The sequence below is a fragment of the Mycobacterium sp. NGS29 genome, from assembly GCF_059812965.1.
This window is the reverse complement of the sequence record NZ_JCALDR010000017.1, coordinates 93,360-107,025: the sequence shown is the minus strand read 5'-3', so window position 1 is coordinate 107,025 and position 13,666 is coordinate 93,360. Positions and strand designations below refer to the sequence as shown.

Sequence of the window (13,666 nt, the reverse complement as noted above, 5' to 3'; positions counted from 1 at the left end):
CGACGACTCTCGACGCCGGTAATGCGATGGCACGCAGTCAATTCCATCACCACCGAATCCTGCCGCAGCAGGAACCGCACGGGTGCGCACAAGTCACCGCAGCGAGGCGGCACACCCAGGGTGACGGCCATGCCACAGCCCTGCCGGTCCTGTGGCGCTGACGCCCGACCGGGAGAGATCCAGCAACTTCTCTGGGGTGCAATGCGATACATCCCGCAGCACTTCCTCCGTGTGCTGGCCGTAGAGCGGTGACACCCTGCCGATCCAGCGTCTCGGCTTGGCGGCGAAAAACCAGGTCAGCTGGCAAGTTCTAGGGTCATCCTTCTCACCAGGTCGCTCGGACGGACACGCTCGATTCTGATGCTATTAGTCTGCCAACAGACCGGATATCCGCGGGAGGGTGCGCTGGCGTGGACACCCCGTGCCACCATGTGGCAGGAGCAGCCCGGGAAGGTGACGCGTGAGCACGGACAAAAGTGTGCGACCCACCACCGCTGACGTGGCTCGGCTGGCGGACGTGTCGACCGCGACGGTCAGTTATGTGCTCAACAAAGCCGAGGGCCGCCGAATATCGGCCCAGACCCGGGACGCGGTCAATCGGGCCGCCAAACTACTCGGCTACCGGCCCAATCTGGCCGCGCGCAATCTTGCCCGCGGCAAGAGCGGAGTGGTGCTTTATGTGGTGCCACACGTGGCGGTGGGCGACATGCCGATGCAGGCCGGCAGCCGGATGACCACCGAGCTCGCGCGACTGGGTCTGTTGCAAGTGCAGATCTTCGAGACCGAAGACGACCACCACGTCGTCGATGCGATCGCCAATCTCGATCCGGTCGCGGTGACCAGCCTGTTCCCCCTCAGCGAAGCCGCCGCCGCGGCGGTGAGCGAGGCGGCCATTCCGCTGGTCGAAATCGGGACCCTGCCGGCGCTGGGTGATCCCCACCTCGCGGTCGGCGAGATGCGGGTCGCCCATCTGGTGTCGCGGGGCCACCGACAGATCGCGTTCGCCAATACGGGAATCGCGAAGTGGCGGGCGCTGGGCGAGTACTGGCTCGAAGGTGTCGTCCGCGCGACACAGGTACGCGACCTCCCGCCGGTGCCCGTCGCCGAAATTACCGTCGCCAACGCCGCCGACGTCGTCACCACGTGGGTGCGCGACGGCGTCACCGCGGTGTGCGCGCAGAGCGACGAAGTCGCCTGCCTGGTGCTGTACGGGATACACCTGGCGGGTCTGCGCTGCCCCGGGGACCTGGCCGTGATGGGCGTGGACGCCAGCACCATGGGCATGGTGAGCACCCCGCCGCTGACCACCGTGCAGTTCGACCCGAACGCGGTTGCCGACGCCGCGATCGCCGCGGTTTACGAACGGCTGGGCTACCCGCCGCCGCCGTCGCCGGATATCACCGACATCGCGCGTCTGATCGTGCGCTCCTCGACCTGACGTGCCCGCCTGCTGACCGAACGTCCCGTGGTTAAGCGCATCACTCGCGGTGACGTGCGGCTGATACTCGAGGAGGAGTACCGATCGCGCTCAGGCAGGTTCGTAGCGCAACATGGTCACGTCGTGCTCGGGATAGTCGAAGAACACCGGACGCACCCGCATTCCGACTTCGAGGTCACCCGGCTCGACGTTGACCATCTCGGTAGAAAACCTTGGGCCCTCGTCCCATTCGACGATGGCCAGCAGTTGTGGCACCGCGTCGGCGAAGTGCGGGCTGACGGGCCGGCGCGCCACCGTGAACGAGTACAGCGTGCCCATACCGGAGATCTCGCGCCATTCCAGATCGTCGGCCAGGGTGCGGGGCGCGCGCACCCGCGGGTAGAACACATAGGCCTGCGACGACGGCGAGTACTGGATCACCACCCGGTGTTCGGCCAGCGCATCCCAGAACGGCGCGGTGGTGGGCATCTTGACCGGCATCGGTCGGTCGAAGCTGATCGCCATGAATCCTCCTGCTGCTCAATCGCCTTCGAGGACCAGCGCGGTCTGTTCGGACAGGATTCCGCCGTTCCCCGACACGAAGGCCCGGTTGCAGTCGCTGACCTGCGCCGCACCCGCACGCCCCATGATCTGCCGGGTGGCGTCGCAGACATGATGCATGCCCCCGGCCAATCCGGCCTGACCGAACCCGAGTTGGCCGCCGGCGGTGTTCAGCGGGAAGTCGCCGCGGAAGGTCAGGTCGTGGCCGGCAACGAATTCCAGGCCCTTGCCCTTCGGGCAGAAGCCCGCGTCCTCCAGGGACAGCATCACGGTGATGGTGTAGCAGTCGTAGATCGAGACCATGTCCATCTGGTCCCGGGTCAAGCCGGTCATTCCGAATGCAGTGTCGGCGGCCTCGACCATCGGTGTCTGCAGCAGATCCTCGGCATAGGTGGGTGTCTTGAACGGCACGTTCTCACCGAACCCCCTGACCCACACCGGACGGTTACGGGCCCGCTTCGCGATGTCGGCGTTGGCGACGACGACGGCAGCGCCGCCGACGCAGGGCATCACGATCTCGAGCATGTGCAGCGGGTCGGCGATGACCGGACTGGCCAGCACATCGTCGACCGACAGTAATTTGTCTTTCCAGATCGCACCGTCGGTGTGGTTGGCGTTGACCCGCTGGTCGACCACGATCTTGGCCATAGCGCGCTCGTCGTAGCCGTAGACCGCGGCGTAGCGTTGCGCTACCTGGCCGTACGGGCCATTCTGACCCAGGTTGCCGTAGGGAATCTCGAATTCGGCTTGCGGAGAGCCGTATTGGTTGCTCGACGAGCCGAAGAACATGGCATCCACCAGCGGCCTGGGCTTCTGCTTCGACGACGGCGTGATGTAGCGGGCCGGCAGGGCACACAGCACCGCGTCACAGATTCCGAGCTCGATCGCCGCGGCGGCCCGCCACACCATGGCGGCGGCGCTGGCGCCGCCGAGATCCACCAGTTCGGCGAATCGGGCCGGCATTCCGAGGTATTCGGCGATGGTGGACGGGACGAAGATCTGTGACTCGGCAAGGTGGGACGTCACGATGCCGTTGACGACATCACCGGACAATCCCGCGTCCTCGAGTGCTGCCGCGGCCAGTTCTGCCCACTGCTCGATGACGAACGGCGCCGGTGCCGCTTTGTTGAGGCGCTCGGGTGGCAGCTCGACGTAGCCGACTATTGCGGCTTCTCCGCGTAATCCCATGTGCGTTCCCTTATTTCCGCGGCAGTCCGAGAATCATTTGAGCGATGATGTTGAGCTGAATCTCACGGGTGCCGCCGCCGATCAACTCCGCCGGCAACCGCAGGTACGGCTCCACTACAGCAGGTTGCGCAGCGGGATCGGGGTCGGCCACCATTGCCAGCCGTCCGGTCAGTTGCAGCGTGGCCGCAAAGGTGCGGCGCAGCAACACATTCATCGCGACCTTGGCGATGCTGGACGCCGGACCCGACGGCTGCCCGTCAAGCAAGCGGATGGTCTCCCGCACACCCAGCGCTTTGATCGCATTGGTGTATGCGTCGAGTTCGCCGAGCGCGCGCAGCGCGTCCGCACGGTCCGGGCCGTCCTCCGACGCCAACCGGCGCAGTGCGGCAGCGCGGTCGAATTTGACGTAACCGCTGATGGCCGAACGCTCTTCGGCCATGGTCGCGATCGCCAGATTCCAACCGCCGACCGGGTCACCGAGCAACATCGCGTCGGGCACGAAGACATCGGTGAGGAACACCTCGTTGAAATGCGCCTCGCCGGTGGCGGTCTTGATCGGCTGGATCTCGATGCCCGGGGATCGCATGTCCAGGATGAAATAGCCGATGCCGCGGTGCTTTGCGGCGTCGGGATCGGTGCGGGCCAGCAGCGCCCCGAAGTCGGCGCGGTGGGCCACCGATGTCCAGATCTTGTGTCCGTTGATCTGCCAGCCGCCGTCCACTTTGGTGGCGCGGGTGGTCAACGCGGCCAGGTCGGACCCTGCTCCCGGCTCACTGAACAGCTGGCACCAGGCGATCTCGCCGCGTTGGGTCGGCGGGATCAGTTTGTCCTGCAGCTCTTTCGGCGCAGCACGTAGCACCGAGGGCAGGATCCATTCGGCAATGCCGAGCGACGGGCGCACCAGGTCGGGCCGCTTGGCGAACTCGTCGTCGATGATGAGCTGGCGTAGTGGCCCGGCGTCGAGTCCCCACGGCGGCGGCCAATGCGGCGCGATCAAACCGGCTTCGGCGATCAGGGTGCGTTGCGGACCGGTCTTGAAGTCGTCGTAGTCACCTTGACGGCCGGGTTGGTCGTTGCTCAATTGCCGTGCCGCGTCCAGGGTCTGGGCCACCTGCGACCGGAACTCGGCATCCGCGTCGCCCAGGTCCACCGACATGTCACGCTGCTGGGTGCAGGTGAGCCGGCCCAGCCGCCGGGCCCAGCGATTCGCCGGACCGATCGATGCGGCCAGGCTGATTGCGCGCCGCCAGTACAGGTGTACGTCATGCTCCCAGGTGAATCCGATGGCGCCGAACATCGTGAGCGCATCCAGCACGAGATCGGGCACCGGCGACACCGCGATCAACGCGGCTCCGGCCGCGGCGATGCGGTGCTGATCGAGTGGCTCATCCACCGCCCGCACCGCGTCCCACGCCGCCGACGTCGCCAATTCGCTGCTGACCAACAGCATCGCCGCGTTGTGCTGCAGGGCCTGGAAGGTGCCGATCACTTTGCCGAACTGTTCCCGGATGCGCAGGTGCGCGGTGACCGCATCCACGCACCACTGCGTGATGCCGGCGGTTGTCGCGGCCACCAGTGCCAACACCACGCATTCGGCGCGTTCCGGCTCGATGCCGGTCAGCACGTCGGTCGCAGCGTAGTCGGTCAAACGCAGGATTCCGGCATCGGTCACCAGATCAGTGCCGTCTGCCGAATCGATTGCTGCCGCGGGGTTTTCGGTATCGACCGGAATCCATACCACGCCACTGTCCGCGGTCCGCACACCGACCAGGACCAGCCGCGCCGAGCACACCCCAGCGGTAACCTCCGAGGTCCCGGTCACCCGCCATCCCTGGCCGACCCGATCGACGCAAAATTCGCCGTTGCCCGGCAGGATGACCGCTGCCGGCGCACCGGCGGCAAGCTCACGCAGCAGCGACTCCGCCATCGGGGTCCGATCTGCCGACAGCGCGACCGCGCCGGTGGCGACCGTCGGCAGCAACGGCCCGGCCAACAACGCTGTGGCCGCGGCCTCGAGCACACATGCGCCGTCGACCAGCCGACCACCCTGGCCGCCGACCTCCTCCGGCAGGTGAACGGCGTGAAAGCCGTTGTCGACCAATGCTTCCCACCAGTCGGGCATCTTCCCGGCGGCGAGCGCGTCCAGGCTGTCCCGGGTGGCGGCAACCGGAGCGTGCCGTGCGGCGAATTGTCCGACAGCGGCGCACAACTCCTGCTGCTCGGCGGTCAGTCCCACGCTCACGACGGCGGCCCAGCCGTGGCAGCTGCGCTCGACAAACTCCACATGGGCGGCACCGGCTGCTATCCTCTCGCTTTACAAGACGAACCGTCTCGTCTTGCAGAGACTAACAAGGCGGACGCCGGAAAGTCGAACAGGACCACCTGACATGTCGACCGATCTCACGCCGCGCCGCCGCAGCGAGAAATCACGTACCGCAATCGTGACAGCAACGCGCGAGTTGCTCCTGGAACGCGGCTTCGATGCGCTGACCATCGAGGCGGTGGCCGCCCGGGCCGGGGTGGGCAAGCAGACCATCTACCGCTGGTGGCGCAGCAGGCCCGAGCTCGTCGCCGACGTCATGCTCGAGGACGCCGACAAGATCCTCGCCGCGATGAACCACACCGACGATCTGGCCGCCGATCTGGTCGAGTGGGTGGGCAAGCTCGCCGCGAGCCTGACCACCGCCCGTGGCTCGGCAATGCTGCGCACCCTGACCGTTGCCGGCATGGAACACCAGGACACCGCGGCCAGACTGCGCGACGGATTCAGTACGCCGCTGCACGACAGCGTCCGCACCCGACTGCTCGCCGCGGGGATCGATCCGGCGACCGCGGACTCGGCGGCCGATGCCGTCGTCGGCGGCGTCGTGTATCCGATTCTGTCTGCCGGACAAGCGTATCCACGACGGCGCGCCGAGCTCACCACCCGGCTCATCGTCGACGCGCTGACACTCAACCGCTAGGAGATCGAAGCTATGACTCGGGTCGACGCACCCCAGGCGGTCGGCGCCTGGAAGTTCTTCCAGCAGATGCTGGCCGACGTCACCACCATCGTCACCCAGGACGCCGAAACCGAACGCGAACTCCTCGAAGGGCTGCGGGTGATCGCCCGGGTGTTGTCGCTGTGTTCGCAGATGGCCGTCGAAGCCGACCTGAGCCGGCCGGTGTTCTTCGACATGTGCTCGCCGAACCGGATGGTCGGCGGCCCGAACCCGGACGGCAACTACTACCTGGCCATGATCCGCGGTGACCGTCGCTATCGGATCACCGGCGCCCGGGGTACGTCGGCCTACCTCGGGATGCAGATCCTGGCCGGCACCGGTCTGACCCCGCGACGCATGTCCGGCTATCTCCGTGACACCGAATTAGACTTGTGCTCAGGACAATTCGCGATCGTGCTGGCCGCACAGCAACCGGCGGACCTCGACGGGGCGCAGTGGTTGCCGATCCCTGGGGACGCGTCGTCGGTGGTGGTGCGGGAGTACATCGGTGACCGCGCCCGCGAGGAACTGGCCACCCTGCACATCGAGGCTCTGGACCCCGACCCGGTGACTGCGCTGACCGACGACGCGCTGGCCGAGCAGTTCACCGCGATGGCGTGGTCGCTGATGAAGCTCGCAACCCTGCACCGCACCATCAAGCCCGAGCTGCTCGATCAGCCCAACGCGCTGTTGACCGCCGAGGCCGCCGACCTGGGCGCGGCGGACACCACGCCGGACAACCTGTACATGATCGGCACCTACCGCCTGGAGCCGGGCCAGGCACTCGTGCTCGACATCGAGCCGCCCGACACCAGGTATTGGAACGTCACCCTGGAGAACATCTGGCACGAGTGTCTGGAACCGCGGCGACGGCACAGCTCGGTGACCAACCGCGGCGTGCAACCCGGCCCGGACGGGCGGGTGCGCATCGCGATCGGTGACCGGGATCGCGGGCTGGGCCACTGGCTCGACACCGGTGGCCGTCACCGCGGGTTCATCGTGCTGCGCTGGCTCGACAACCCGAACCCGCCCCGCGTCGAGGTGTCGGTACAGCGATGACGCCGCAGGAGCGTTTCCAGCCCGCACGTTTGATCGCCACGGCCTGCGCGGAAACCGGGCACGACGACTTCGGAGATGCCGCCCCGGGCTGGGAAGCCGGACTCGAACGGGTGGTGGACGGCCTACTCAACGAGGCCCGGCTGTCGGCCATCGGAGTCGAGATCGCCTATCTGGATCTGATGCGTGCCCTGAAGAACCGGCTGGACGTGATCGACTGGCGCAATCGCAACCCGCAGATAGCGACCGAGCCGGTCGAGGCGCCGATCTTCATCATCGGGCAACCCCGCACCGGAACCACCATCCTGTACGACCTGCTGGCCCAGGATCCCGCCCTGCGCGCGCCGCTGACCTGGGAAGTGGACGCGCCCTGCCCGGTTCCGCAACCGCAGACCTATCACGACGACCCGCGGATCGCCCTCACGCAGGCCAGCCTGGAGATGGCCGAGCAGATCATCCCCGGTTTCCTGAAGTACCACCCGATGGGCGCGCTGGTCGGGCAGGAGTGCGTCCGCATCACTGCCAGTTCCTTCGTCAGCATGATCTTCTCGGTGCAGTACCGCCTGCCCACCTACTACCGCTGGCTGCTCTACGACGCCGACCACGCCGCGGCCTACCGGTTCCACCGGATCTTCCTGCAGCACCTGCAGTCGGGCGTGCCCGGGCAGTGGCTACTGAAGTCGCCGGCGCACCTGTGGCAGCTCGATGCGCTGCTCGCCGAGTATCCCGACGCGCTGATCGTGCAGACGCACCGCGACCCGCTCAACGTCATCTCGTCGATCGCCGCCCTCACCCATCATCTGCGCCGGATGGGCAGCGACGAAACGATATCGGTGAGTGCGCGGCCCAGTCCTACGAGGAGATTGTGGTCGGTCTCGAGCGGGAGATGGCGCTGCGTGACAGCGGCAAGATCGCCGCCGACCGCATCATCGACGTCCACTACGCCGATTTCATTGCCGACCCTTGGACCACCATCGACGGCATCTACCGAAAGCTGGGCCGCGAACTGCGGCCGCAGGCGAAGCAACGCATGCGCGACTTTCTGGCTGCTCACCCGGGAGACGGCGGACGGGGCCGCTACACCTGGTCGGACACCGGTCTGAACGCCGACGAGGTGCGCGACCGGGTCCGCGGCTACCAGCAGCGCTACGCGGTGCCGACCGAGCAGCTGCGCTGAGGCCGCGAATCCGCGAAAAATGCGGGACGGATCTGTCCCCAAAATGTGATGAAGGACATAGACTTCCCGCTTGTGACGACCCCGTCGAACCCCTGGGGCGACGAACGACAGCGACTCGCGCAGCAACTGCAGCTACGCGGCCAGGTTCTCGGCCGCAGGCAGGCACGACGACTGAGCCGGCGCTTCGCAGCCGTCGGAGTGCATATCCCGGCGACCCGCCTCCGCCAGTTGTTCACCGGCTCCCCGGTGGCCGAACGGGAGATGACCAACGTCAATTTCGCGTTGATCGCCACGGAACTCAACCGCGAGAAACAGTCCGCCCGAGTCACACGGCTGCAGCGGCGCTGCAGGCACGCGCTGGTGTGCGCCGGGCTGGTCCTCATCGCCCTGAACTTCTTGTTCTGCCTCGCCTACGTCTTCTTCACCCTGGCCCACCAGGCCTAGTCAGTGGTAGGACTACCCGCCCGGAACGAGTAGTCCTACGCAGGTGCCGGCCCGCACCCACCAGCAATGCTGCAGGAATGACAACTTCCTCGGGCTTGCTGCGCTTTCCGAGCGCCCCTGAACTGGCCGCCACCACGCCGGTCGACCGCGACCGCGCCATCGACGTCATCCGCATCACCGCACTGGTCGGCGTGGTGATCGGCCACACCGTGATGGCGATCAGCACCATCCGCGACGGCGTGTTCATCTGGGACAACCTGCTCACCACTTCGACCGTGTTCCAGGCTTTGACCTGGATTTTCCAGATCATGCCGCTGTTCTTCTTCGCGGGCGCCGCGGCGTGCGTCTCGTCCTGGGGACCGGAGGTCAACTGGGGGGGTTGGCTGTTGAAGCGGTGCACCCGGTTGTTCCGGCCGGTCTTCTACTACCTGGCCTTCTGGGCCGTCGCGTTGGTAATGCTGTATCCCTTCCTGCCCCAACATGTGTACGAACCGGTCGCAGGCATCAGCATTCAGCTGCTGTGGTTTCTCGGCGTGTATGTGCTGGTGCTCGCGGCGATGCCGGCCTTGCGCCGGATCACCACGGCGACCCGCCTGGTCGGCGGCGTCGCCGCCGTCTACGCGATGGTCGCGGTCGTCGACGTGCTTCGGTTGCATTGGCCGGCACTGGCGCCGATCGGCTATCTCAACCTCGCTGCCTGGCTCATCCCCGGCATGTTCGGCGTCGCCTACCGCCGCCAGTTGCTCAGCGGTCGTGTCGCGTTGGGTGTCGCGGCGGCAGTGTTCACGGTCAACATCGCGCTGCTGCAGTGGGGTCCCTACGAGCTGAGTCTGGTCGGTATTGAGGGCCAGCAGCTGCCTAACATGAGCCCCCCCTCGCTGCTGCTCGCCGGACACGCGATCGTGCTCAGCGCCCTGGCGATCGCGGCCGCGCCGGCGATCAACCGCTGGGCGCAACGGCCGCGGGTGTGGTGGTTCACGGCGATCGGCAACTCCGGCGCAATGACGCTGTACCTGTGGCACATGCCGGCGCTGCTGGGCGTGCACCTGCTGTTCGACGCCTTCGGCCACCCGCGCTTCCCGGGTCAGCCCGACTTCCTGGCGATCAGCGTTGCGCAACTCGTCCTCATGATCGCCGTGGTGGCGGTGCTGTTCGTGGCGCTGCGGGTGCTGGAGAACACTCCGCTGCCCGGGTGGGACGGCGCCCCCGCCATTACGTCGGCGTGGCGTGGCGTCAGCGTCGGCGTGTTGCTGTGCGTGGCCGGGGCGGCGATCCTGGCCGCGGTGAAGTGGGGTCTCAAGGACGACGGGCTGGTCTGCGTCTCGGTGATGCTGGCGGCGTTGCTGGGCGCCCGGGGGGTGGCCGCCGTGCGACTGCCGAAGCGGGAAACGGCTGCCCGGGCGCGCCGGGCGCTCGGGCGCGCACTCGGTGTACGTGCGATGCGCTGACGTCTGCTCGGCGACTCAGTCCGACGCGGCCAGCCCCCGGACGCCACCGACACCATCTGGCGGTTCTTCGCCCGGCACCACTCGTAGCGGATCAGTCGCTGCTGAGCTCGCGGTGTCCGATCAGGTCGCGCGGGCCACCTGCGCCGAGACGCTCCCGGAAGGCCTGGGCGGTGTACCCCATCACCTTCGCATCGGTGCGCGCCCGCGCGGTCGCCGAGCGTGGCATGTGGAACAGCACGCCCATCTCCCCGAAGTAGTCGCCCGGCCCGACCACCTTGATCAATTCCTCACCGCCGTCGGCCAATTCATGTACCAGATCGAATTCGCCCTCGATCACCACGTAGATCAACTCACCCATGGTGCTCTGCTCGAACAACACCACTCCGGCCTTCAGTTCGAACAGCTCCGGCGACCTGTTGGTGTCGGCGAAATCCGGAGTCAGTTCGACGACCCGGTCCGCCATCGGCAGCATGCGGCTGTCGTGGGTTGCCACCACCACCACCCGGTCACCGTCGGCCAGTTCACGGATCAGCCGCAGCACCTCTTCGACTTGGATGAAATCCAGGTGTGCGGTCGGCTCGTCGGCCAGGATCAGCGGCGGATCCAGCGCGATCGCCCGAGCGACCGCCACGCGCTGCTGCTGACCGCCGCTCAGATCGCCGGGCCGGTGCTTGATCCGGTCGCCGAGGTTGACCCGTTCGAGCAACTCGGTGGCGCGCTTGCGCGAGGCCGCGCGTGACATCCCGGCGGCCCGCAACGGAATCATCACGTTCTCGAGGGCGGTCAAGCTGGGGACGAGATTGAACGCCTGGAACACGATGCCGACCTTGTCGCGCCGGTACTGCGCCATCGCCTTGCCGTCCAGTGCCGTGATGTCGACGTCGTCGAATTTGATGGTGCCGGACTTGGGCCGCAGGATGCCGCCGAGACAGGACAGCAATGTCGTCTTCCCGCAACCGCTCGGTCCCAACAGGATCACCAGGGATCCGGACGCCACATCGAGATTCAGTCCGTTGATCGGGCGCAGGGCATAGCCGCCGCTGTAGTACTCGACGACCAGATTCTGGATGCTCAGATCGCCCATGATCAGGGACCTCCGAACGCGAGCGCTGGGTCGATGGCGACCACCCGCCGCAACCCGGCCAGGCTGGCCAGCAGGCCGATCCCGGTGGCCACTACCGGTAACAGCACATAGGCGACGGACGGGACCGCGACGACCATCGGGAACAGCGGCGCCAGCAGCTTGGACAGGATCACCCCCACCCCCGCGGCCAGCAGGGAGACGACCAGCGCCTGCAGCGCCAGGCCGGCGAGGATCGAGCGCGTCGGGGTCCCGATCGCCTTGAACACCGCGAAGTCGCGGACCCGTTCCAACGCGGACAGGTACACCACCGAGCCGATGATCAGCACCGCCACCACCCACAGCAACAGCGCAACGATGGTGATGGAGTTCACCGCGACCTTCAACGGCCGGATCAGGTCGGCCACGGCGCCGTCCCGGTCATAGGTCCGGTAGCCGTTCGGCAGCGCCCGGGGGGTGCCGTCGATGCCGATCGAGGTGACCATCGGCTGCCCGTTGTACGCCAGTTGCTGCAAACCCTCGGTGGTCAGAAAAATGTTGGGGATCTTGGCGAGTGCGGTCGAATTGGGCACGATGCCTACGATCCGCAGCGTATGGGCGCCCACCTGCAGGGTGTCGCCCAGCCGGCGCCCCAGCGTGCTTGACGCCGCCACCTCGTCGGGCTTCGACGGGGCCCGGCCCTGCGAAACGGACGGCATGCCGGGACCACGCTCAGGTGCCCCGAAGGCAGTGACGTTCCGGGTCGAGTTGCCGTCCCTCATGATCGTCCCCACACAGCCCAGCGGTGCCGCGGCGGAGACACCCGGTTCGGCGCGCACCCGCGCCAAGTCGACGTCGGGAAATGGCGTCGACCCCAGAAAAGGTCCCGCCGCGCCGTCCTTGACCACAAATGCGTCGACCCCCATGGAATCCACGGTCTGCCGGGCTTCGACGCGAAACCCGTAGGCAAGTCCGCTCATCACGAGCGTCATCCCGAAGATCAGCCCGGTGCTGACGATGGCAATAACCAGGCGACGTTTTCGCCATTGCATATCGCGCAGCGCAGCAAAGAGCATTCGTAGACGCTATCAACCCCGCACAAGGCCTTGACCCCGTTGTGCACCACTGTCGGCGCACGCGGCGCAGGCCGGCCGGAAAAGCGATCGGCCGCCCGCGGTGGCAGAATGTTTACCCGGCGGAACGGTACCCGGCGGGTGTTTCGCGCGATGGCCTAGGATTGGCTTTCGTTAGCTGCCGCGGCGCTGCATTCGGCAAGCAAGTTCGTGGCGGTTTTCCGGCGGGTTGAATCCACAGCCCCGGCATGGCGTGGTTTTCTGAGCACTATTGTTGTCCCCCCGAGGACGGATTTGAGATAAAGCATGGTCGATCAACCCGGCGATCCAATCAACCGAACGGCTTTCGAAGTCGAGCAGTACCAGGCGGACGGTGCCGTGGTACTGGCCGTCTCGGGCGAAGTAGACATGCTGAGTGCTCCTCAATTGGCGGATGCGATGCACACGGCGCTGGCCGGCAAACCCCCGGCGCTCATCGTCGATCTGACGAAAGTGGAATTCCTCGCGTCTGCCGGGATGAGCGTGCTGGTCAACGGGCAAGCCGAATTGGCGCCGCCGACACGGTTGGCCGTGGTTGCCGACGGCCCGGCCACCAGCCGTCCACTCAAACTGATGGGTATCGACAGCGTGCTCTCGCTGCACCGCACCTTGGATAGCGCGCTGAACTGGATCACCGGTGCGTAGCACGGCATCGCCGGGGGTCGGCCAGACACTCTGATTCGGCACCCCGTGACATCCCAGAGCAACGATTGCCCGCGCTTCGTCCGAACCCAGATTGCCGCCGACGCATCGAATGCCACGCGGATTCGGGTCGAGTTTCGCAATTGGCTGAGTCGTCATTTCGCGCTCGACGCCGAGCAGTTCAGTGACCTGGTGCTGGCTGTCAGCGAGGCGCTGGCGAATGTCGCCGAATTCGCCTACCCCGATGAGTGCGGGACCATGGATGTGCGCGCCGCCTACGACCCCGGTTCGGACACCCTCGCGGTGAACATCATCGACCGCGGTCGGTGGCGCCAGCAGCCCAGCGCAGCGAATCTGGCCCGCGGGCGCGGCATCCCGTTGATGCGTGCCCTCGCCGACGAAGCGAGCATCGACGGAACCCCGCACGGCACCGCGGTGAAGTTGACCTGGAATCGCCTGACCGCATCCTGACCCGCCCGTCCGCGCGTCATTGACTCAAGCCACCGGGACGCCTACCGTCGATACATACGCTACTCACCGTAGCGAAATGATCGCACAGCCCTGATTCGCTGCCCTGGAG

At 66.7% G+C, this 13,666-nt stretch carries 12 protein-coding genes and 1 pseudogene; 8 read left to right on the top strand and 5 right to left on the bottom strand.

The features are described from left to right. Positions 1–460: 460 nt before the first annotated feature. Positions 461–1,438: a LacI family DNA-binding transcriptional regulator gene (locus AC5Y5Z_RS20645; RefSeq protein ID WP_499927217.1), complete on the top strand. Its 978-nt coding sequence runs from the start codon at positions 461–463 to the stop codon at positions 1,436–1,438. 90 nt (positions 1,439–1,528) lie between these two features. On the opposite strand, the gene AC5Y5Z_RS20640 is transcribed toward AC5Y5Z_RS20645, so the two are convergent. Genes AC5Y5Z_RS20640 through AC5Y5Z_RS20630 form a run of 3 tightly spaced genes read right to left on the bottom strand, consistent with a single transcriptional unit; the run spans position 1,529 to position 5,408 of the window. After that, positions 1,529–1,942 (bottom strand): Zn-ribbon domain-containing OB-fold protein, encoded by a 414-nt coding sequence (locus AC5Y5Z_RS20640; protein ID WP_499927215.1) that lies wholly within the window; start codon positions 1,940–1,942, stop codon positions 1,529–1,531. A 15-nt stretch (positions 1,943–1,957) separates the two neighbouring features. Continuing rightward, on the bottom strand, positions 1,958–3,166 hold the full coding sequence (locus AC5Y5Z_RS20635; protein WP_463827825.1) for a thiolase family protein: 1,209 nt from the start codon (positions 3,164–3,166) through the stop codon (positions 1,958–1,960). Positions 3,167–3,176: 10 nt separating this feature from the next. Then, a complete protein-coding gene (locus AC5Y5Z_RS20630) occupies positions 3,177–5,408 on the bottom strand; it encodes an acyl-CoA dehydrogenase family protein (RefSeq protein ID WP_499927254.1) in 2,232 nt (743 codons plus the stop codon). A 145-nt stretch (positions 5,409–5,553) separates the two neighbouring features. Here AC5Y5Z_RS20630 and AC5Y5Z_RS20625 point away from each other — a divergent pair, with 145 nt between their 5' ends. The 5 genes and pseudogenes from AC5Y5Z_RS20625 to AC5Y5Z_RS20605 all read left to right on the top strand — a co-directional run bounded on the left by AC5Y5Z_RS20625 (position 5,554) and on the right by AC5Y5Z_RS20605 (position 10,272). Beyond that, entirely contained in the window at positions 5,554–6,129 is a 576-nt protein-coding gene (locus AC5Y5Z_RS20625) for a TetR/AcrR family transcriptional regulator (RefSeq protein ID WP_499927212.1), read from the top strand. A gap of 12 nt (positions 6,130–6,141) precedes the next feature. Beyond that, a complete protein-coding gene (locus AC5Y5Z_RS20620) occupies positions 6,142–7,206 on the top strand; it encodes a DUF1214 domain-containing protein (RefSeq protein WP_499927210.1) in 1,065 nt (354 codons plus the stop codon). Continuing rightward, positions 7,203–8,380 (top strand): annotated as a pseudogene (locus AC5Y5Z_RS20615) (sulfotransferase family protein). The gene AC5Y5Z_RS20620 and the pseudogene AC5Y5Z_RS20615 overlap by 4 nt, the downstream one beginning before the upstream one ends. Positions 8,381–8,452: 72 nt before the next feature. Continuing rightward, on the top strand, positions 8,453–8,824 hold the full coding sequence (locus AC5Y5Z_RS20610; RefSeq protein WP_463827821.1) for a hypothetical protein: 372 nt from the start codon (positions 8,453–8,455) through the stop codon (positions 8,822–8,824). Positions 8,825–8,901: 77 nt separating this feature from the next. Further along, entirely contained in the window at positions 8,902–10,272 is a 1,371-nt protein-coding gene (locus AC5Y5Z_RS20605; RefSeq protein WP_499927208.1) for an acyltransferase family protein, read from the top strand. A gap of 91 nt (positions 10,273–10,363) precedes the next feature. Here the strand turns inward: AC5Y5Z_RS20605 and AC5Y5Z_RS20600 are convergent, their stop codons facing one another. Next, positions 10,364–11,356: an ATP-binding cassette domain-containing protein gene (locus AC5Y5Z_RS20600; RefSeq protein ID WP_463827819.1), complete on the bottom strand. Its 993-nt coding sequence runs from the start codon at positions 11,354–11,356 to the stop codon at positions 10,364–10,366. 2 nt (positions 11,357–11,358) lie between these two features. Further along, a complete protein-coding gene (locus AC5Y5Z_RS20595; protein ID WP_463827818.1) occupies positions 11,359–12,408 on the bottom strand; it encodes an ABC transporter permease in 1,050 nt (349 codons plus the stop codon). A gap of 303 nt (positions 12,409–12,711) precedes the next feature. Here AC5Y5Z_RS20595 and AC5Y5Z_RS20590 point away from each other — a divergent pair, with 303 nt between their 5' ends. Next, a complete protein-coding gene (locus tag AC5Y5Z_RS20590; RefSeq protein ID WP_463827817.1) occupies positions 12,712–13,089 on the top strand; it encodes an STAS domain-containing protein in 378 nt (125 codons plus the stop codon). A 45-nt stretch (positions 13,090–13,134) separates the two neighbouring features. After that, on the top strand, positions 13,135–13,557 hold the full coding sequence (locus tag AC5Y5Z_RS20585; RefSeq protein ID WP_463827816.1) for an ATP-binding protein: 423 nt from the start codon (positions 13,135–13,137) through the stop codon (positions 13,555–13,557). Positions 13,558–13,666: the final 109 nt, after the last annotated feature.